The sequence below is a fragment of the Lyngbya sp. CCAP 1446/10 genome (assembly GCF_026130175.1).
Classification (GTDB): Bacteria; Cyanobacteriota; Cyanobacteriia; order Cyanobacteriales; family Microcoleaceae; genus Microcoleus.
Window position 1 is genome coordinate 25,222 of the sequence record NZ_JAIGNI010000030.1, and the last position, 20,280, is coordinate 45,501.

Genomic DNA, 20,280 nt, shown 5'->3' on the forward strand with positions numbered 1-20,280 from the left:
ATGATTGATGCAAACTTGTCTGTTGGCGGTTCAACTTACCTATCGACAGCTAAATTGTTAATCTCCAGTTGACATTGCTTTGTTAAATCCTGTTTGTCGTTACTCAATACTTCAAGCAGCAAATAAACTGGATTTTTACCCCCAACAGATAGATTTAGATCGATCGCACTTTTGCCACCATACTCCATCTTCGCAGAGTCTATCAACTTACCTTGTTTGTTCCACAAAGTCAAGCGCAGGGCAACTCCCGGACATTGCTGGTTAAGTAAACTGAGTTTGCCGGTAACTTGCGCCCTGTCTGAAATAGCACCTAAATACAGAAAAGAAGTATCGAGTTTCGTGCTATTTTTAATGGGATGAGTTACAATTTTATATAGGTTATCCGATTCTCGACTGACTGAATAATTAGCACTTGTGTAGACTGACTGCTGCAAACTAATCCAATCTAACTGTGTGCCTGGTCGATCGACTATTTGCTGCTGCATCGCGTATAAAGTGCGAACGGCTGTGCCTGTATCCGTCGGACGAATTCTCCGGTAAACGCTGACAGTTACGCCGTTTTCCAGCTTAAACTGTTCCGGTAGCAATTGGAAATCGCGGGCAATTTCCCAGTTTTGAGTAAAAGCATCGTACACAACTTTAACAACATCTTGCTCGTGCGATCGCAAAACTTGCTCATCACCCGGTAACACCTGCTGAAAAGGTGTAGCAACCGCCGCATATTGCGCCTGTAACAACTCCGGTAGCGGGTAGGTATCGCGGGAGTCAATTTGCGGCCTCCCGATGGTGTTTAATTTCCACCAACCCTCCGGCGGGTTTAATTTGCGATTAGCTTGTCTGAGTATATTAGCATTAAAGCTGTTAGAAGCACCTGCAATATAAATTGGTTCTTCATCCGGTGCTAATTTTCGCAGAAACTCAACTAATTTTACCACTTCGCCGTAGTCCGATCGCACTAACGGCCCAAAATTACTCACAAACAGTCTTGACAAATCAACCTTCACAGGAATCAACCCGACGGCTGCATTCACAATCAGGTAAAAAGCCGCCCCGCCCAGCATCAAATAGCGGATTTTTCCCTTGAGTGTCAGCCAAGTTGTCCAGAAAAATGCTGACAAACCCAAAAGTGCGATCGGTGTCAGATGAATTGTATAGTGCAAGTAGCCGTAACGCAACACCAACAACCATTCAACCAGCGACAAAACCCCAAACAAACAAACAAAAATAGTCGCCCTAGGAACCAGCATTCGGGTGAGAATCCCCGCCGAAAAACCAATCAGTACCAGCACCCAAGTTCCCAAACCGTAAAAAGACGCATAACGAGTTAAAATATCATTAACAGGTAAACTCCAAGCAGCATACAAATTGCCGTAATTAACTGTCAGAGCACTGCGAGTAAAATCCCCCGCTACCAACATTAAAACAGTCAAGCTAGTTGCAGCTATCAAACCCAATTTAACGCCAGATTCAAACAAATTTTTCCACGCTTTGTTTTGAATAATTTTATCTAGAAATCCTAAATAAATTGTGGGATGGCTTTGAGCAGCGTCCCCATCAAAATTCATAACTGAGTTGGGATTTTTATACTGTACACAAAACTCCACCAAAGCCTGTAAACTAGCCGCACCCAAAAATGCGATCGCACTATAAGCAAAATGTCTCCGCAACAGAATCGCCGCCGCCAGAAACAATCCAATTAACGGCATCTTCCACCAAAATTTCAGCTTAACATCCTGCAAATAAACCCAAATTGCCAACGCTATAAACACACAGCCGCCAGTATCGAGATATCCCCGCAGAGTCGGTATCCAACTCATCGGAATCAATAAACTCAGCAGCACAGTTGACCAAAACACCCGGCGCGGATCAACTGGAATTAGCTGTACAGAAATTGCCCCCAACAACAGGCGAAACGGCAGCACATAAATCAGCGAAATGCTGAGAATGTAACTCAGGCGAGATTCGCCAAATAACAGAATAAACGGCACTAATGGCAGCGTGATTAACAGGTTTTTTTCTTTAGATAGCGAATCTATAACTCCGCGCCATGCTTGATCCGGCGAGTCTCGAAATAAATTAGCTGTGTTAACTGTAGCGGTGTTGTATCCCGCGTAATCCCACCAATAAAAAGTACGTTCGCTAGATACATAAATTGACGTTAATCCAACCGTTGCCAGAACCAGCAAAAACAGGAACAACCCATCAATCAGAAACTTGCGACGCAACTTAAAATCAAATAATCCCATCACTCGAACAACCCCAAATAATTCCTAAACTTCCTCTTTCTTCCTTCGCGTTCTTCGCGCAGCCTACACGCGGTTCGTTAACTTTACTTTAAAACAGTACCTTGCAAAAAAACATCCAACTTTTCCGCATATTGCCGATTCGCCACCGCACTGGGATGAATATCATGAGGCAAATTATTATTTCCCGGTATTTTCAAATCAACCGAAATATCAGCCGTAGCAATTCCCTCCTGACTCAACTCATCCAACATCTTAGCAGAACCGGCATTAATTCCCGCCACAACCAACTTAACATTATTAGCCTCAGCCACGCGGTGAAACTCTTTAATAATTGCCTTAGAAACATCATGACTCTTGTACAATCCCTCCTCAAATTGATTGTAATTAACCTCCAGCAAATTCACCAATGCTGAAACCCGCATCAGCGGCCACTCGCGATATTCCAGTTTAGCCATGCTGTAGGTAAAATTATTTTCTCCACTCAGCCTAGCATCGGGCTGCAAGAGAATGCCGAGTTTATTCCAAGCAACCATTTGCTTGCTTCTCGCCCTCAATAAAGTATTGCGCCTATCGTGAAATCCCGCATAAGCAATCACCGCTATTTTGGGTTTTTTCCTTGTTTCAGTGCTTCTTTGAATTGAATAAACGAGTGCAGCGTGCCGTAGCCGTTAACGCCAAAATTTACTATTTCATATTTAGGTAATTTCTCTTGCAGCAACCAAGCATAAGTTTCGCTGTCATTCAATGACCAACCGTAGGTAAAAGAACAGCCAAATATCCATATTTCCGGCTTGTTTGACAATTGATTGTAAGTATTGAGTGAATGTGTTATCCTTAAACTATTATTGAGATGAGTTGCCTTAAATGAGTAATTGCCGTTAAGCGTGACCTTGAACTTTCCCGGCAAATGCTTGTAGCCGAGATCCGAATCTTTGGTGAAAAAGTTACCTTTTGGTTCGACTGCTACATCGACATTTTCTATTTGCCAGGGTTTGTATCCCGCAACTCTCAAGACAATTTCAGCACTGCCGGCAGATATAAATATTGGGATAATTATATAAGTTATTAATCTGAAAACAACATTTTTAGCAAAATCTTTTTGGATCATTAACATAAGATGAAATGTCAGCCAAAGTATAGTAAACTGCCATGCGAGTATTATCTATAGCAATCCTAAATCATTATCCCTACCGCGAACATAAATGTGATTTCCCCAAAATCCATCTGTAGGGACACTCAAGATGCCGTGTCCCTACAGAAAATCATTTAGGATTGCTATAGTTCATCGATCTAATTTAATTAGATTCAGCGCCTTTACTGCATCCCCCAATCTACCCCACTCGATTGTTTGCCAGAATTAAATATTATTCGTAAAACCCGTGCCTACAAAATATTGGTTTAAACTGAGATATTGCACCATTCTCAATTACTTGTTTAGGAACAGGCTTTCCGGCCTGTTCCACAAGAGATGAATTTTATTGTGGAACAGGCCGGAAAGCCTGTTCTTGACATCAGCAACGGGCAAGATGCCCGTTCCACAAAAAATAAACTTGATTGTGGAACGGGCATCTTGCCCGTCCTTAAGAAGAGTGCAAAATATTGGTTTGAGCTAATTGATTAATTCCTAATAACCAGCCTCTTCCTCATACTCAGGAGTCTTAGTCTTCTCAGGGATATTCACGCGAGGAGCCTTGTAAGGCTTCGGCGCTTCATCGTCAGCCCAAGCATCAGCCTCCACATCATCCTCGTACTCGTACTCAACCACCGACTCCTTCGGGCTAGAAACCTCAGGGCTGTACTGCTTCGCCTCGTACTCATCGTCCTCGTAATCGTCATCCTCGCCGCCCCAATTATCCTCTTCGTACTCATCATAATCGTCGATCGGCTGAGGCTGCATCACGCGCATCTGCTGCGGCTGGCGCACCGGTGGCCGATTCCACTGCGAATCCTCATCCCAAGGAACTTCCTCAACCACAGGCTGCGCTACTCGGCTGCGCATTTCCGGTGCAGGAATCCGCACGCCCGGGCCCAATTGATTTCCCGTAGCCACGGGTTTCGGATAATAACCTTGCTCGTCCTCTTCGCGTTCCCAAGGTGCTTGGCCCAAACCGACGCGCTCCAGCAAACCCACACTAAGCTGTCTCAGCCTTTCCTCGGAACCTTCAAACACAATCAAGCGGTTCGGGCCACTGCTGACAATTTCCTCAATCCCCAACTCATAGGTACTGAGAACTTGGTCGGGGATTTGGGGGATTCCCAGGGAAGCGATAATTATAGAAACTAACTTACCGTCTTCGGGGTCGAACCTAAAGCCTCGCACCCTTCCCAAAAGTTCGCCGGTTTCGGTGATCACTTCGCTGTTAATCAAAATGCTGTAGACTTCAACATCAACATCATCTTCGATCGCACTTTCATCTTCCACCAACAGCACGTCGCCGATTTCGCTGACATTGCTGAGGAACATAAACCTCGGTAGTCCAGCGACCGCAAATATATTATCACGTAGACCGATCGCCACAACTTCCCGCCGATCGATGTCCACCCACAATTGACTGACTACACCCAAGCGTTTACCTCTGTCGCGGGTGATGACCTGAGTGCCGAGAATATCGGAGCGTTGGCAAATTTGTTCGGATGTCATTCTAAGTTTAATCCTGATTTATTAAGTACATATATCACTCAACACGATCGTTAACAGAGACTCCGGGACTACAACTTCAGTCCTATGACCTGAGTATAAGCTCCCCGCGCTTGAGTAACACCAATTGTACGCTCAGCCGATTGAATCATAGGTCGCCGCAAACTCACAACAATAAACTGGGCTTGTTCAGACTGTCGTTTTATCATTCTAGCTAATCGCTCCACATTTGCCCCATCCAGAAACATATCCACCTCATCAAAAGCGTAGAACGTAGACGGGCGGTAGCGTTGCAGCGCAAAAATAAAACTCAGCGCCGTCAGCGACTTTTCGCCTCCCGACATAGAAGCCAACCGCTGAACGGGTTTCCCCTTCGGGTGAGCGACCAAATTCAAGCCACTGCTGAAGGGGTCTTCCTGATCATCTATCTGGAGATAGCCATCACCTTCGGAAAGTTCCGCAAAAATAGTCTGGAAGTTCTCATTAACCGCATCGAAAGCTTCCTTAAAAGCGCGCCGCCTGAGTGTGGTAAAATTTTCTATTCTCAACAGCAGTTCAGTACGTTCTCCTGCCAATGTCGTCAACTTTTGACTCAATTCTTGCAGGCGTTCTTGAGTACGATTGTACTCTTCCAATGCTAACATATTCACCGGTTCTAGGGCTTGAATGCGTTTGGCGATCGCCTTTACTTCCTGCTGCAACTCCGTCAAATTAGCTTTCTCGACATCTTCTGGAATCGACGGCACCGGATCGGGCATTTCCGCCCGCTGCGTTTCCATGAGAGTGCGAACTGCGGCTAATTGTTCGCGACGTTCCTGCTGAGTTTCGTGCAGTTTTTGCAACTGCCATTGTAACTGTTGTTTCGCCAAATGCTGCTCTCGCAGTTGAGATTCCGCCCGATCGCGATCGCCCTTTTCCACACCCAATTTCTCCTCAATTTGGGCCAAAGCCGCCTTAGCTGTCGCAATTTGGCGATCGAGTTCCAACTGCTGCGAAACAATCCGGTTTACAGCATCAGTTCCCGCATTTTGCTGCACTTGCCATTCCTGCAATTTCTCGCTACCTTCCTTAATTTTCTCCTCCAAACGCCCGAATTGATTTTGCAAGTCTCCTTGGCGCTGCTGGGCGTTTCTGTGAGCCAATTCTCGCTCCTGCAATTGCGCTTCCAGAGTCCGCAAACCAGACTGCATTTGCTGCCATTCGCTGTGACTATTCGACTCTTCCAACTGCGCCAAAGTTTGGCGGTACTGCTGCAATTGAGTTTCCTGTGCGGGCAATTCTGCTTCCAGCAACTGCAATCGGGTTTGCGAATTAGTCAATTCCTGAGTATTTTTCGTAATTTGCGATCGCACTTGTGACTGCTGCGCTTGTAAATTCCTAATTTCCGACTCCAACTGTTCCAAGCGCAACTGATGTTCGCGCAAATTTTGCTTCGCCTCCATCAATTCTTGGCTGCGAGTTTTGACAGCAACAGCCGCGCGATCGATCGCAATTTTGCACCGTTCCAAAATCCGCTCAATTTCCTCAAGACGTTCTTGCAGAGAAGCAATTGTCCGCGCTTCATCCGCCGCCACACTAGCATCAACCGTGCCAAAATGTAAAGTTGACCTATTAGTAGAACTTCCCCCAGTCATCGCGCCGCTGGTTTCCAAAATTTCCCCATCCAAAGTGACAATCCGATACTGTCCCAAATAGCGGCGGGCATCAGTGAGATTGCTAAACACAACCGTACTGCCAAAAACGTAAGCAAAAATCTCCTGATAGCGCGCATCGCAATCAATCAAATTCACCGCCGCATCCACAAACCCAGCCGCCCGCCGCAAATTTTCATTCACCGAAAACCTGCCACCTCTAATCTTATTCAAAGGCAAAAACGTCATCCTTCCCGCCCGTTTTTGTTTCAACAATTCGATCGCCGCCGCCCCCACACTGTCATTTTCCACCACCATATTACCCATCCGTCCGCCCGCTGCAATTTCCAGCGCCAACTGAAAACGCGGCTCCACCCTGCCCAGTTGAGCCACCAAGCCACAAACTCCGCCAATTCCGCTTTGCGCGACAATTTTTGCAGTAAACGTGCCAGTCGCTTCTTGCAGTGCTTGAAACTGCACTTCGAGCTTATCTAACTTGCGCTGTCTTTCCCGTTGTTCTTCCAACAAACGAGTTTGAGTTTCCTGTTGCAGTTGCAATTCTTGTTCAGCTTGGATTAAAATCTGATTCAGCGATTCTACTTGCAAAGCAGCGATGCCTTTGGTTTCCCCAAGGCGAGATTGCTGAACTTTTTTGCCTGCAATTTCCTCTTCCAATCCTTGCAGCGATTGGTTTTGTTCTTGAATTTGACTCTGGAGGCGATCGACTCTTTCGCCAATGGTAGCTTGTTCTGTACGCTGCGGTTCCAAAGTTTGTTGAATTGTTTCGATTTGGCGGTGCAGTTCCGTTTGCTGCTGTACCCAAACTTCGGCCGTCGAGGCGATCGCATTTGCAACTTCCCGACTCTTATCTAAATTTTCCCGCGCTTCATCCCGCTGTTCCTGAAAAGTGCCTATTTGAGACATAACATAGGATATTTCAATCTCAATTTGCTCCAAACTTTGCCGAAATTGCCGAACTTCTTGCTCAGTTTGTGCTATGTTTGCCGCCATTTGTCCAGCAGTTGTTTCCAAATCCTGTTTGCGATTTTGGAGTTGTCGCCGTTCCGCTTCCTGAGTCGCAATCGTCGCTTGCAAAGCCAACAATTCCGACTCTCCCAAAGCTTTCACGCGGGCATTCAGCGCGTCAAGTTCGGCAGTTGAGGCTTGAATTTGGGTGCTAATTGCTTGCAGTTGTTCGGTGAGAGAGGTAGAATTGCGATCGCCCGTTTCGATTTGTTCCCGCAGTTTCCATTCTTGCTTTTGCAACTGACGGAACTTGAGCACAATTTCCCACTGCGACTTTTCTTGGAATTCCGCCCGCAATTTTTGATACTTTTCGGCTTTTGTGCGATCAGAAGCAAGTCTATCGCGCTGAGAAATCAGTTCTTTTTCGACAATCCCGCTGCGTTCTTCCACTTCCTTAACTTCATCCAACTTCTGCCTTGCGAGAGAGATTTTGCGATCAAATTGAGCCACTCCTGCCAATTCATCAATAATTTCTCGGCGTTCCTTAGCATTCATCGAAATAATGCTGGTAACGTCTCCTTGCAAAACAACGTTATAACCTTCGGGATAAATTCGCAAACGGTTAAGTTGTTCGTGCAGTTGAGTGAGTGTGCAAGGTGCGCCATTAATGTAATAAGTTGACGTATAAGTTCCTTGACGAGTGACTCGGAGTTTGCGTGTCACACTCCACTCGTCCGGTTTTTGATCTTTAATTTTCGATTTTTGATTAGTAGCGAGTAGTTGTCCGTTGTTGTCTTGAGTTGTGGCAATTGCTATTTCTTCGACTTCTTCAGCAGATAACTCTTCCAATTTTGGATTGGTAGTAGATGATTGTCCCTTATTGTCTTGAGTTTCTGGAATTTCGACCGCTTCTACATCTTCTGCTTCAACAGACAAATCATCCGCTGCCTTTTCTTCCTCATCCTCGTCCTCATCTTCATCCTGGGCGAACCATTCATCACCCACATCTTCCAGCGCAAAGGTAGCAGTCACGCTAGCTTCAATCGTACCGCGCTTATTTTGGGCGGTGTTCACCAAGTCCGGCAAACGTTCAGCCCGCATTCCCTTAGAAGTCGAAAGTCCGAGACAAAACAGCAAAGCATCAAGGATGTTGGACTTCCCTGAACCGTTGGGCCCGGAAACCACAGTAAAACCTGGCAGCACGGGAATGGACGTTGTGCCACCAAAAGATTTAAAGTTAGTTAGTTCGATCCGCTTAATGTGAACCATATGCTAGGAGTAGCTTTGGCTCTAGGGTGTTGTCACAGGGTAGCACAGGCATTGGGGCGATCGACAACTTATGAAATTTCCGGCATTGTCGATCGAACCGATATCTTACACCTTTGTCAACAACCCAGCCGGCTTTTACTTAAAAAGTTCATTGACAAAGGTACAATATCTGTGATCCGAGCGATCGCTACAAATGAACGTAAATTTTGATACAAATAACTCCATGAGACTCGATCGACATAATTTGTGCGATTAAACCTGAAAAGCTTACCCAGACTCAATGCTAGCAAATATAATTCCCAGAATTCCTAATGTTACCCCTAGACATATAAAAACTTTCCGGTAAAATCGAACCAAAATTAATAATGTATAAAGTAGCAAAGCGAATATTATGGAGGGCAAAATCATTACACCAGCTCAGAACACGTCTAACCTGCCAGCTTCACCCGAAAGCGACCAACAAGTATTGCAAATTTGGGGTCGCCAGCCCCTGAAAGGACAGGTAAAAATCAGCGGCGCCAAAAACTCGGCCCTAGTAGTCATGGCCGGAGCTCTGCTGTGTCCCGACGATTGCCACATCCGCAACGTTCCCGCCCTAGTCGATGTCGCCCGCATGGGGCAAATTCTCTCGGCTGTAGGAGTCAAAGTACAGCAGAACGGCGACGTTTTAGATATGAACGCCAGCAACCTCATAGACGCTCAAGCCCCCTACGAATTAGTCAGCCAACTGCGGGCGAGCTTCTTCATCATCGGGCCACTGCTAGCGCGTTTGGGATTTGCCAAAGTGCCTTTACCGGGAGGTTGCGCCATCGGAGCCAGGCCCGTTGAGCTTCACGTTCGGGGCCTGCAAGCTCTCGGCGCCGAAGTCCACATCGAGCACGGTACAGTTCACGCTTACGTCAAAGGGCCGAACCGTCGCTTGAAAGGAGCCAAAATTTATTTGGACTACCCCAGCGTCGGCGCAACTGAAACTTTGATGATGGCGGCGACTCTGGCTGAGGGAGAAACGGTGATTGAAAACGCGGCCCAGGAGCCGGAAGTCGTCGATTTGGCGAATTTCTGCCGCGCTATGGGAGCCAAAATTCAAGGCGCAGGCACAAATACGATCGTCATTTCGGGAGTTGAGAGACTGCACGCGGTAGACTATGCAATTATTCCCGATCGCATCGAAGCCGGAACATTTTTATTAGCAGGAGCCATCACTCACTCAGAAATCAGTTTGTCGTCGGTAATTCCCGACCACCTGACGGCAATTATTGCCAAATTACAGACAATGGGGGCGAAAATAATTGTAGAATCCGACATTGTGCGGATAGTTCCAGGCAAAATTCACACCGCCACAGACATCGAAACTCTGCCTTACCCAGGTTTCTCCACAGATATGCAAGCTCCGTTTATGGCTTTGCTGACGCTGAGCGAAGGAGATAGCATGATCAAAGAAACCGTATTTGAGAACCGCTTGCGCCACGTAGCAGAACTCAACCGCATGGGCGCCGACATTCGGGTTAAAGGCAATGTCGCCGTGGTGCGCGGAGTGCCGATGTTGTCTGGTGCGCCAGTAGTCGCAACAGATTTGCGGGCTTCGGCGGCTTTGGTGCTGGCGGGACTAGCAGCCGATGGTGTCACCACAATCAGCAGCTTGCAGCATTTAGACCGTGGCTACGAGCAGTTAGAGGTGAAACTCCAAAAATTGGGAGCTAAGTTGCGGCGCGTCAAGGAGGGCACAGACCCGGCTAATGCTGAGGTTCCTGTCAATCCCGTGCGATCGAGTTTAAACTGTTAAGTAGTCAGTTGACAGTTGACAGTTGACAGTTGACGGTTAACTGTTGACTGCTAACTGTTGACCATTGACTCAGGATTAAAATGTCGAACATACCGCTCATCGGTTTGAAAGCAGACCAGTTTCGCCACCCGCTAGACTTGGAAGCCACCAACACTCTCAAACAACTGCCCGGACTAGATTTGATGGTGCGGCAGTTGCTGGGACAACTTGGTGAACAGTTTTTCAGGCTCGAAAATCTGGCTTCCAGCGTCCAAGTCGGCGAAAATCAACTGCCGCACCTGCATCAATTGCTGGTGGATGCCTGCAAAACTCTGGATTTGGAGGTGCCGCAGCTTTATGTCCGCCAGCATCCGATGCCCAATGCTTACACCTTTGCGATGCGGGGAAAACAGCCGTTTGTGGTGATGCACACTTCCCTGATTGATTTGCTCACAGACGAGGAAGTTAAGGCAGTAATCGGTCATGAATTGGGACATTTGAAGTGCGAGCACGGAGTTTACCTAACTCTGGCTAATTTAATTGTGTTGGCCGCCGGTCAAATTTCGCCTGTGGGAACCATACTCGCCCAGGGTTTGCAGGCGCAAATGTTGGAATGGCTGCGGTGTGCCGAATTTACGTGCGATCGCGCAGCCTTACTCGCCACCCAAGACCCCAGAGTGGTAGCATCGGTGTTGATGAAACTGGCCGGAGGTTCGCCGACGTTAGCACCGAAACTTAATCTAGATGCGTTCTTGGTTCAAGCGCGAGCTTACGATGACCTCAGCAGTACAGAACTTGGGGAAATGTTGAAGCAAGCTCAAACAGCTCAATTATCTCATCCAGTACCAGTATTGCGCGCCAGAGAGATCGATCGCTGGGCAAGTTCAAAAGATTATGAATCTTTGCTTGCACAAAGTCGATCGGTGTATTATGATGCTGACACCACCAAAAAGGGCGGGTGGCGAAATTGGTAGACGCATCAGACTCAAAATCTGACACCGAAAGGTATGAGAGTTCGATTCTCTCCCCGCCCATTACTAGAAAAGATGCTGATGTCTTAATAAAGAACTCTGTGAGCAGCACTCAACTGGGAGAAATGCTCAAACCAAGCTCAGACGGCTCAGTTGTCCCATTCTGTACCAGTATTGCGCGCCAGATAGATCGATCGCTGGGCAAGTTCAAAAGATTATGAATCTTTGCTTGACAAAAATCGATCGGCGTTTTATGATGGTGACACCAAAAAGGGCGGGTGGCGAAATTGGTAGACGCATCAGACTCAAAATCTGACACCGAAAGGTATGAGAGTTCGATTCTCTCCCCGCCCACTACTAGAAAAGCTAGTGATGTATTAATAAAGAACTGTGTGCTAGGTAGCCCATTAGCTCCGAGTGCATATCTCATCACTTGAGCTCGCCCTTGCTGGTGGCTGTCGTTGCTAGCCGAGTATTTTCCAAAATTCAGTTGAAATAACTGGTGAGCAACCGCACTATTACTTTCATCTGCTTTTTTAGGTAATAAAAACAGAAAAAGATGAGTAATCAGGCAAGCAATATACCTTCTGTGGATTTAGCTATCGTTCCAGGCACAGTTTATATCCAAGATTGTGTCTCGAATCAGTTAAGTAAACTGTATACTCTTGATTTAGCCACAGGTAAAGCAACATTCATCGGTGAGATCATTACAGAAGTGTATGATATTGCCTTTGTTGATTCACAACTCTATGGCATTGAGCAAGAAGGCGGCACAACGCAGCTCGTTAAAATAGACATCAAAACGGGCGATACGATTGTGATTGGGGATACGGGCTTTGCTACAGCCGGCTTGGCTTATAATGCCCAACGTCAAACCCTTTATGCCAGCACAGCTAAACAACTGATTGCCATTGATATCAAAACAGGAAAAGGTACACCAGTAGCTACCATAGCTAATAAAGACTACAACTGTGGTGAAGTTGCCTTTGATAGCAATGGCATAGCATATATCACATTAATTGGTTACCAAAAGAAGAAATTACTTGCTAGATGCAATCTCGATACTAGCGAAGTTAAAACGATTGGTGATACCGGATTTCCTGGTATTGGTAGTATGGAATTTGTTGGCAATGTCCTTTATGGCGTTACGGGCAGATTTTTTAACTTGGGAAAAGACGGTCAATTAATCCGCATTAATACCCAGACAGGTAAAGGCACATTAGTGGCTCAAACCAAGCCTAGCGGTCGTTGGGCAGGAATTGCACTTTATCAACCAGCAGCAGAAGCGATCGCAACTATCACTCCAAAAGTTAACACTGAAGCTACACAAGCGGCACAAACAACTACTACAACTCGTGAGGAAACTATGAAACTGTTAACAATTGATACCAAAGAAAACTGTTACCTTATCAATACCGATCAGATGAATAACTTGCAACAAAATGTTGCTAAGTCTCTGACATTAGACAAAGGAACTTTTGACATCCAAATTACCAGTGGTAGCTACAGTTATAGTGCCGATACCGTCGGTGAGCCTTTTGTTTTTCTCTGGATTTATGGACTTGATGGCAGTACCTTTATCAACACAAAGACAGGTGTTGAGACAGGTGGAACTTGGGCCACTTTAAACGGCAATAACGACAAATTGCAGTTAGATATCAAAGAAAAAGCTGTAGTCTGTGCTTTATTCTTTGATATCTATAGTGCTGATAATCAAGGACAAGTCACTGTTTCAATCACTGGCAATCAACAGAATCCCCAAACTTTAACCGTTGATAGCAAGACAAACTGCTATCCGCTTGATAGCAATTCTCTCTCAAATCTTAAAAAAGCCAATGCTAATTCTATCGAGTTAGCCCCAGGAAACTATCGCGTCAAGATTCGGGAAAGCAATGCCACTTATGGAGCAGAAGCAAAAAATTTCCAATTAGAACCTTGGGCCTTACTGTTGATTCAAGGGGGAAAATTTATCTCCAAGTTGACAGGAATTGAACTTAGCGAAAGTTGGTGTTCCTTAAATGGCTTCAAAGATGAAGTTATTTTTGAAGTCAAACAAAAAACAACCATCTCCGGCTTCTTTTTTGATACCTACATAGAAGATAACGAAGGGCAAGTTGTTTTAGAAATCAACAACATCAGTGATGTAGAAGTAGCCCAAGAATATGCAAAGTTACCAGTAAAAGCTGGTATGGGCAGCAGCGGAAGCACTGTTAGTGTAGTGGGTGATGGTACAACTAGCTCTAGTAGTACAGGATTTAGCTCTGGTGGTAGCTCTAGTAGTACAGGATTTAGCTCTGGTGGTAGCTCTAGTAGTACAGGATTTAGCTCTGGTGGTAGCTCTAGTAGTACAGGATTTAGCTCTGGTGGTACAACTAGCTCTGGTAATGAAAATATCACTATTAGCAGTGGACCTAACTTCAGTTTTGACCAAGCTCAGATGGAAGAAATGTGGCAGCAAATGGCAGCCCAAATCAATACTTCCATCACAGTAACAGGTGACCCGAACGAGAAAAAAGAAGCTTATTGGGACAATTTGGAAAAATGGCTGCTTAAAGGCTATCAAACTCAAGCTAAAGACTTAGGGATGAAGGTAGCACGGCTGGAGTTTATGCTGAAGACTGTTACCCAACAAATGGAAGTTAGTTTTAATCAGAATTTCCACAATTGGTCGGCGCACTTCAACAAAAATCTCAACGACTTATTTATTTCCCGAATCCCCCGCATTGTTAGTGAGCAGGTGAATTTAAGAATCTCTGAACAAACCCTAGAGATTAAAAACTTAGTGCTCCAACAAATGCAAACCGAACTCAATGAGCGTGTTGAGTCCGTCGTTAATCTCAAAGTATCTAATCAGACTCAAGAAGTTAAGAACCTCGTAGTTCAGCAAATGCAAACTGAACTCGATCAACGGATTGAGAATGCAGTTAACATCAAAATTGCCAATCAGTCTACAGAGATTAATACCCAGGTAATTAATCAAATGTCGGCTGATATTGATCAGCGCATTAGTAACTCCGTTAATGTCCAAATCGCGAATCAATCTCAAGAGATCACTAATCAGGTAATTCAGCAACTCCAACATAATATTGATCAGCGTGTTGAGAATGTGGTGAGCATCAAGATTTCTGATCAAACCCAGAATGTGAAGAATCTGGTGATTCAGCAAATGCAAACCTACATCGATCAACGCATCGATAATGTCGTGAACCTCAAAGTTTCTAATCTCTCTCAAGATATTAACACTCAAATTGTTCAGCAAATTCAACACGACATGGATCAGCGGATTAATGCGGTAGTTAATCTCAAAATTGCTGACCAAAGCCAAAACATTAAAAATCTGGTCATTCAGCAGATTGAAGCTAACATGGATCAACGCATCAGTACGGTTGTTAATCAATCTAGCAATCACAACGTGCAGTTAGTGACTACTAATATTGTCAACGATCTTGACAATCGCATTAATACTAGCTTGGATAACAAGATTCTCAACTTCCGTAATGATGTCTCTACTCTCGTCAATCAGGAGCTGAACCAAAACTTCACGCAGAACCTCAAAAATACGATTTTTGCAGAATTGAGACAGCAACAATTCTACCTGGACATGAACTTGATTAAGTCAGAAGTTGAGAACTTCTACTCTAATCTTGCACAGTTTGAGAATCAGTTCTATTTACGCATTGAACAAGGGGACACTCAACTGTATAACTGGACGCTGGAACAACTTATTGCTCTCCAAGGTTGCTTAACAGATCGTCAGGCTTTAGTGGAAATGTTTGAATCTTTCGCCAATAAACTCAAAGACGAATTAGATAATGCTGAATGCGTTCGTCCCGATCGTTTTGCTTCTTGGGTAAGAACAGATATGCGGTCACAATTTCAACCTATGCAACCTCCGCAATTACCACAACGTTAATCAGTAGGTAGACATATATATTGGGTGTCCGAAGAAAGGAACGAAGCCATCCCAAACCGCAAGCGAATTGCTTCGTTGCTCTATTCGGACATGATGGTATTGATTTATGTTCACCGCCCACTGCTAAAAAAGCTTAATAAATCTAGGGTTCCAGGTAGGCCACCGGGAACCCTAATTTATATGGCATGGGGCATGGGGAATGGGGAATGGGGAATGGGGAATAGGGAGTGGGCAATTGGTAACAACAGTCAACAGTCAACCGTTAACCGTCAACAGATTTTATGGGTGAAATTGCCGCTTTAGGTGCTGCATTTGTCTGGGCCCTATCTTCCACAATTTGGCAGCGAGTCGGACAGCAAATCCCCGCAGTCGTATTAAACTTGGTCAAAGGTGCGATCGCACTTTTCATGCTCCTCGCCACTATACTAATTTTAGGCAAATCCTTACCAGCAGTCAACCCCAATATTTTAGCAATGCTGCTCATCAGCGGCGCATTAGGAATTGGCATTGGAGACACCGCTTGGTTTATTGTCTTAAAATATTTAGGTGCAAGACGAGCGCTGCTTTTAGAAACCCTATCTCCCCCTTTAACAGCATTATTCGGCTTCATATTTTTACAAGAAAAGCTATCGCCCATTGCTTGTACAGGTATCCTTTTAACAATCTGCGGTGTAGCTTGGGTAATTGCCGAAAGAACCGCCGAAACAACCTTACCATCCAAACATCTTTGGCAGGGATTAGGCATTAGTTTATTAGGACAAACAGCCCACGCCGGAGGAGCAGTTTTATCCCGCGCCGCCTTCACTCAAATAGATATTGACCCCTTGTGGACAGCGGCCTTGCGTTTGAGCGGCGGTATGGCAGTTATGCTGTGCTTCCTCAACCCCACAAACCTTGACACTTTCCAACAATTAAAAGCGCCAAAAATATTAGGTGCAATAATTTTAGCAGCTTTTTTAGGAACCTATCTCGGAATTTGCCTGCAACAGACTTCGCTGAAATATGCACCCGCAGCCATCGCTCAAGCACTGAGTTCTACCAGTCCCCTATTTATATTGCCTTTAGCCGTGCTCGCGGGCGAAAAGGTTAGTCTCCGGGCTGTTGTGGGCGTGGTTTGTGCGATCGCCGGAATCGCGCTATTATTGGGTTTAAGGTGATTCAATTTGAAATTTGAGATTTTAAGTTTCAGATTTTATACTTGATACAACTTCCCAACAAGAATAAAACTATATATCAGCCTCAAATCACGATACTCGTCAGTAATTCTCAAATTTAAAATAGTATGAGTTATGCTCCAAACGAGCGGCAAGTTAACAGTTTAGCAGTTACCTGCCAACAAATCAACTGGCTTCAACAACAGCCAGATGGCATCATATTTCAACAAAATTCCGGCGACAGCATTGTAGCAGTCAAAAAAGACAAATCATGCTTACTCATGGTTTTGGTAGACAGAGAAACTTTGAGTACAAGTGTTGCTCAATCAATTCTAGACCTCAACAATCCACTCAAATTAATCTTTCCATATTCCCGATCAATGCTGCTAGCATTATTATGGAAAAATCAACCAAAAAATATCTATATAATCGGTTTTGGCGGTGGCACTCTTCCCAGATATTTTCACTCCTCTTTCCCTGACGCGATAGTCGAATCTGCTGAGATTGACGCCACAGTAGTCGAAGTTGCTCAAAAGTTTTTTGGCATTCAATTCGATGACAAACTAAAAGTAGCTATTCAAGATGGTCGTCAATATCTCGCCGCACAAAATCCCACTATAAAAAATGATATAATTATTGTGGATGCTGGTTTTGGCAGCGGCTATATGCCCTATCAATTGGTGACACAAGAATTTTACCAACTCTGCCAAACTCACTTATCAAATACGGGTGTTGTAGCTATTCACCTGTTCCACAAACAAGAGTTTAATGCGGCAGCGGTGAAAACGATTCAAACTGTGTTCGCACAAGTTTATATATGTAATTTAGACGCTGGTAACAGCATTGCGTTCGCCACGAATGCTCCAGATTTAGCTAGAAATGAAATTTTCTTGAAAGCCGAACTTATTCAAGATTTCCACAATTTAGAATTTTCCTTAATAGAAATGTCGCTTCAGCTCAAAAAAGTAGCTGAATTGCCGGAATGGGTGAAAATTTGGGAAATGCTGCCAATTTTCACAGATGCTGCAATTCCGAGGGAATATTTGGACTGATCACAATATTTTCAAGCCATAAAAAATCTTGCTATCACACAAGGTTTAAGCGAAGTGAAATGGAGGATTGTATAGTTCAATATTTTCGCTTGTGCGTCGTCATGAGATTTTCGCTATGTTTTTAGTACGAGCGATGGCGACGTACTGTACATATATTGCATTAATTTTTGAAATTGGTTAAACCAACTACTTGACACTAAAATTGTGGTAATTTATAATGGAAGTAGTGCTAACAAATAAAAACATGAGACTAAAAAGTTGGGAGTCTCCTCGAAGCGAGGGCAGAAACTCCAAAGGCAAAGGCGGCTCGGCTAGAGCTCGACAGCTCAAAAAGCAACAGCAAACTCTACGGAAAAAGTTAAAGGCTCAAAACCACAAACCAAAACAGCAAGGGAAGGAAACCGATAATTCCTTCCCTTTTTTTGTATCTTCCTGCCGTTGCTCAATCCCGCTGAATGTTCGGACAAATCGTGCGAGTAATGCTCGCGGGTGAGGGTTGCTCTTGCCAGCGGTTCAGAATACCTTGCAACTCCCCTTTCAAAGTTTCTAACGCTGCAATTTGCCCGGAAATTGCCTCTACCTTCGCCGTTAGATGCTGCTTTGCTTCAGAGCAAGGCAACTCTCCCCGATCGCGAACCTGTAAAATATCCTTAATCTCCTGAAGGCTCAAACCGAGAGCCTGAGATCGTTTAATAAACGCCAACCTGTTGAATACCGCTTCCCTAAACAAGCGATAACCAGCCGGCGAGCGCTCTACCGCCGGAGACAGCAAGCCCATCTCCTCATAGTAACGAACAGTTTTTACCGATAAACCGCTACAACCCGCTACAGAGCCAATTTTGTAGAGTTTGTCGGCAACATTAATATTCATAACCAAGCCTCAAAGATCGAAGATCGAAAGACTTTTTTGATCCTATCTTTTAGTATTGCCTCAGATGCAGGCTGGCGCGATCGCCACCTCACCGAGTCGCCGTTGCCCGCTAATCTTAATAAGGAGGATTTTTCTTGGACACGTTGTTGAGCGTGGGCAACTGAGGTCGAGAAGACTGAGGAGGAAGATAGTATTCGGCCGCAGGTGCGGGTTGTTCGGCTCCAGAGCGGTAAATTTGCCACCAGCGGAGGGCGATCGCCACCCCAGCAGTACCCAGCCCAAAAGCGAATAAAGAGCCGCTGGCACCGATACTGCCGATCGCTGCATCGACAACGCCCACCGTCACAATAAAGCTGGTAATTGGCTCTTTACGGTAAGCAGACCTCAAAAGTCGCGTCCACGAAGCATTCATTTGGTTTTACTCTGTTCTATATTTATTTGCAAGCTCTAAAAATTAGAGTTGGCGGTGCGATCGGGATTTCTAGTCTTGAAACTAGCTGAACCTAAATTTATATTCTCGCCTGTGCGGAATTGTACGGGAGCACGGTCAAATTGCCAAGCTTGTCCAATCAAAATATTTGCCCCAAATACACCTCCACAAGCCAACTATTGCCTTCGGCGAACTTAGATCTCTCGACAGACAAGCCGTTGGGCTGGTTCCTAATTAATATTCTAATCAATTGCACGTGTCGCGGTCAGCAGAGGTGACACCCACTGTTGCCTGGTCAGCATTGAGTGTGAGGCTGACCGCGCCATTGCTAAGATTAGTTGAGACCTAACCAGGCCAGCAACCCCTGCCCTGTGACATACTCGATAATTAAAGTTAGGGAAAAACCGATCATCGCGGCTCTACCGTTCAGGCGTTCCGCGTAGCTGTTGAAGCCAAACTTTGGTTGTTCCAGTTTGGGAGTGACGGTGGGTTGTAGTTGTGCCATTGCTTTGGATACCTTGCGATCGACGCTATTCAAATGTGAAATCGAATGTTAGTTACAAATCTTAAACATTTCTGCTTCTATTATAAGGAGGGTTAACCACCGTCAACCGTCCCCGCTCAAAAAACTGCTGCCAATTAAAGCCACTCAATTATATCCGCTCAAAATATGACTAATCAGTTAGATAACGATAAGCTTCCGGTAGCCGCACAGCGAGTTGCCTTTGCCCTTCGTACAGCAGGCTGGGTGTGCTTCTGGGTGCAGTCAGTGCTGGCGGTGGTGGCGACGATCATTTTGCTCTTTGCCATCCCCTTCGCTATCCCCAGCGCCACGGCCCCTGGGAGTTCAACCAGTGCCGGCACCGGCGGCGGCGTATTTTTTGCCCTTTGCGGGCTGGCAGTGCTGGTTTACAGCGTATATCGCGCTTTCCGCTTCACCCGCTTGTCGAGAGAATTGCGATCGCCCGCCGCCAATACAGTCCGCCCCAAAAAAGCAGACACCATCAAACAAGTGCAGTTAACTCTGATCAGCAACTTATCAGGAATGCTCCTGACACTGATCGGTGCAGAGGCAATCAGTGGCACGCTTTTAGCCAAATCTTTAGCTCAGCCGCAAGCTTTGTTCGGTGCGGCAGTCGATTTCAGCAGATTTATTCAGCCTTTAGACATATTTGTGGTACTAGCCAATACTCACGCCACGGTTGCCCACTTTGTCGGGATTATCGGTGCTCTTTGGTTGCTCGATCGCATCCACAAGCAATAGAAAATCGGGAATTGGGAATTGGGAATTGGGAATTGGTAATTGCGACTCTCCCCCTCTCCCCCAACTGACATCCGGAATCACTGCCAAGCTTTAGAAGAACTTACTCAGATACC

Annotated in this window: 15 protein-coding genes and 2 tRNA genes; 8 read left to right on the forward strand and 9 right to left on the reverse strand. The window is 45.4% G+C overall.

The annotated features are described in order from the left end of the window. Positions 1-35: 35 nt before the first annotated feature. The 5 genes from K4039_RS14160 to smc all read right to left on the reverse strand — a co-directional run bounded on the left by K4039_RS14160 (position 36) and on the right by smc (position 8,750). Positions 36-2,246, reverse strand: coding sequence for a hypothetical protein (locus K4039_RS14160; RefSeq protein ID WP_265235860.1), 2,211 nt, complete (start codon positions 2,244-2,246; stop codon positions 36-38). An 83-nt stretch (positions 2,247-2,329) separates the two neighbouring features. Further along, positions 2,330-2,779, reverse strand: coding sequence for a hypothetical protein (locus tag K4039_RS14165; RefSeq protein ID WP_265235828.1), 450 nt, complete (start codon positions 2,777-2,779; stop codon positions 2,330-2,332). Positions 2,780-2,844: 65 nt separating this feature from the next. Beyond that, complete coding sequence (locus K4039_RS14170) at positions 2,845-3,360, reverse strand: hypothetical protein (protein ID WP_265235829.1); 516 nt, start codon at positions 3,358-3,360, stop codon at positions 2,845-2,847. Between the two features lie 510 nt (positions 3,361-3,870). After that, positions 3,871-4,887: a PRC-barrel domain-containing protein gene (locus K4039_RS14175; protein ID WP_265235830.1), complete on the reverse strand. Its 1,017-nt coding sequence runs from the start codon at positions 4,885-4,887 to the stop codon at positions 3,871-3,873. A gap of 68 nt (positions 4,888-4,955) precedes the next feature. Further along, entirely contained in the window at positions 4,956-8,750 is a 3,795-nt protein-coding gene (gene smc / locus K4039_RS14180) for a chromosome segregation protein SMC (RefSeq protein WP_265235831.1), read from the reverse strand. 391 nt (positions 8,751-9,141) lie between these two features. Between smc and murA the strand changes: the two genes are divergently transcribed. The 7 genes from murA to K4039_RS14215 all read left to right on the forward strand — a co-directional run bounded on the left by murA (position 9,142) and on the right by K4039_RS14215 (position 17,602). After that, the gene (gene murA / locus K4039_RS14185) at positions 9,142-10,533 is read left to right on the forward strand and encodes a UDP-N-acetylglucosamine 1-carboxyvinyltransferase (protein ID WP_265235832.1); all 1,392 of its coding nucleotides are present in this window, start codon (positions 9,142-9,144) and stop codon (positions 10,531-10,533) included. A gap of 80 nt (positions 10,534-10,613) precedes the next feature. Further along, a complete protein-coding gene (locus tag K4039_RS14190) occupies positions 10,614-11,486 on the forward strand; it encodes a M48 family metallopeptidase (RefSeq protein WP_265235833.1) in 873 nt (290 codons plus the stop codon). Then, a tRNA-Leu gene (locus tag K4039_RS14195) sits at positions 11,465-11,546 on the forward strand. Before K4039_RS14190 ends, K4039_RS14195 begins: the two co-directional genes overlap by 22 nt. A gap of 209 nt (positions 11,547-11,755) precedes the next feature. Further along, positions 11,756-11,837 (forward strand) — tRNA-Leu (locus K4039_RS14200). Positions 11,838-12,042: 205 nt separating this feature from the next. Beyond that, positions 12,043-15,396: a hypothetical protein gene (locus K4039_RS14205; RefSeq protein ID WP_265235834.1), complete on the forward strand. Its 3,354-nt coding sequence runs from the start codon at positions 12,043-12,045 to the stop codon at positions 15,394-15,396. 281 nt (positions 15,397-15,677) lie between these two features. Further along, on the forward strand, positions 15,678-16,553 hold the full coding sequence (locus K4039_RS14210; protein WP_265235835.1) for a DMT family transporter: 876 nt from the start codon (positions 15,678-15,680) through the stop codon (positions 16,551-16,553). 125 nt (positions 16,554-16,678) lie between these two features. Next, positions 16,679-17,602 carry a spermidine synthase gene (locus tag K4039_RS14215; protein ID WP_265235836.1) on the forward strand — a complete coding sequence of 308 codons (924 nt, stop codon included), beginning with the start codon at positions 16,679-16,681 and terminating at the stop codon, positions 17,600-17,602. A gap of 442 nt (positions 17,603-18,044) precedes the next feature. Here the strand turns inward: K4039_RS14215 and K4039_RS14225 are convergent, their stop codons facing one another. From K4039_RS14225 to K4039_RS14240, 4 genes are all read right to left on the reverse strand, one after another. Further along, positions 18,045-18,473, reverse strand: a complete 429-nt coding sequence (locus K4039_RS14225; RefSeq protein ID WP_265235837.1) for a heavy metal-responsive transcriptional regulator — start codon at positions 18,471-18,473, stop codon at positions 18,045-18,047. A 115-nt stretch (positions 18,474-18,588) separates the two neighbouring features. Beyond that, positions 18,589-18,885, reverse strand: coding sequence for a hypothetical protein (locus K4039_RS14230; RefSeq protein ID WP_265235838.1), 297 nt, complete (start codon positions 18,883-18,885; stop codon positions 18,589-18,591). A gap of 35 nt (positions 18,886-18,920) precedes the next feature. Further along, positions 18,921-19,079: a hypothetical protein gene (locus tag K4039_RS14235; RefSeq protein ID WP_265235839.1), complete on the reverse strand. Its 159-nt coding sequence runs from the start codon at positions 19,077-19,079 to the stop codon at positions 18,921-18,923. A gap of 158 nt (positions 19,080-19,237) precedes the next feature. Next, positions 19,238-19,408, reverse strand: coding sequence for a hypothetical protein (locus tag K4039_RS14240; protein ID WP_265235840.1), 171 nt, complete (start codon positions 19,406-19,408; stop codon positions 19,238-19,240). 165 nt (positions 19,409-19,573) lie between these two features. On the opposite strand from K4039_RS14240, the gene K4039_RS14245 reads away from it, so the two are divergent. Then, positions 19,574-20,167: a DUF3611 family protein gene (locus K4039_RS14245; protein WP_265235841.1), complete on the forward strand. Its 594-nt coding sequence runs from the start codon at positions 19,574-19,576 to the stop codon at positions 20,165-20,167. Positions 20,168-20,280 lie beyond the last annotated feature (113 nt).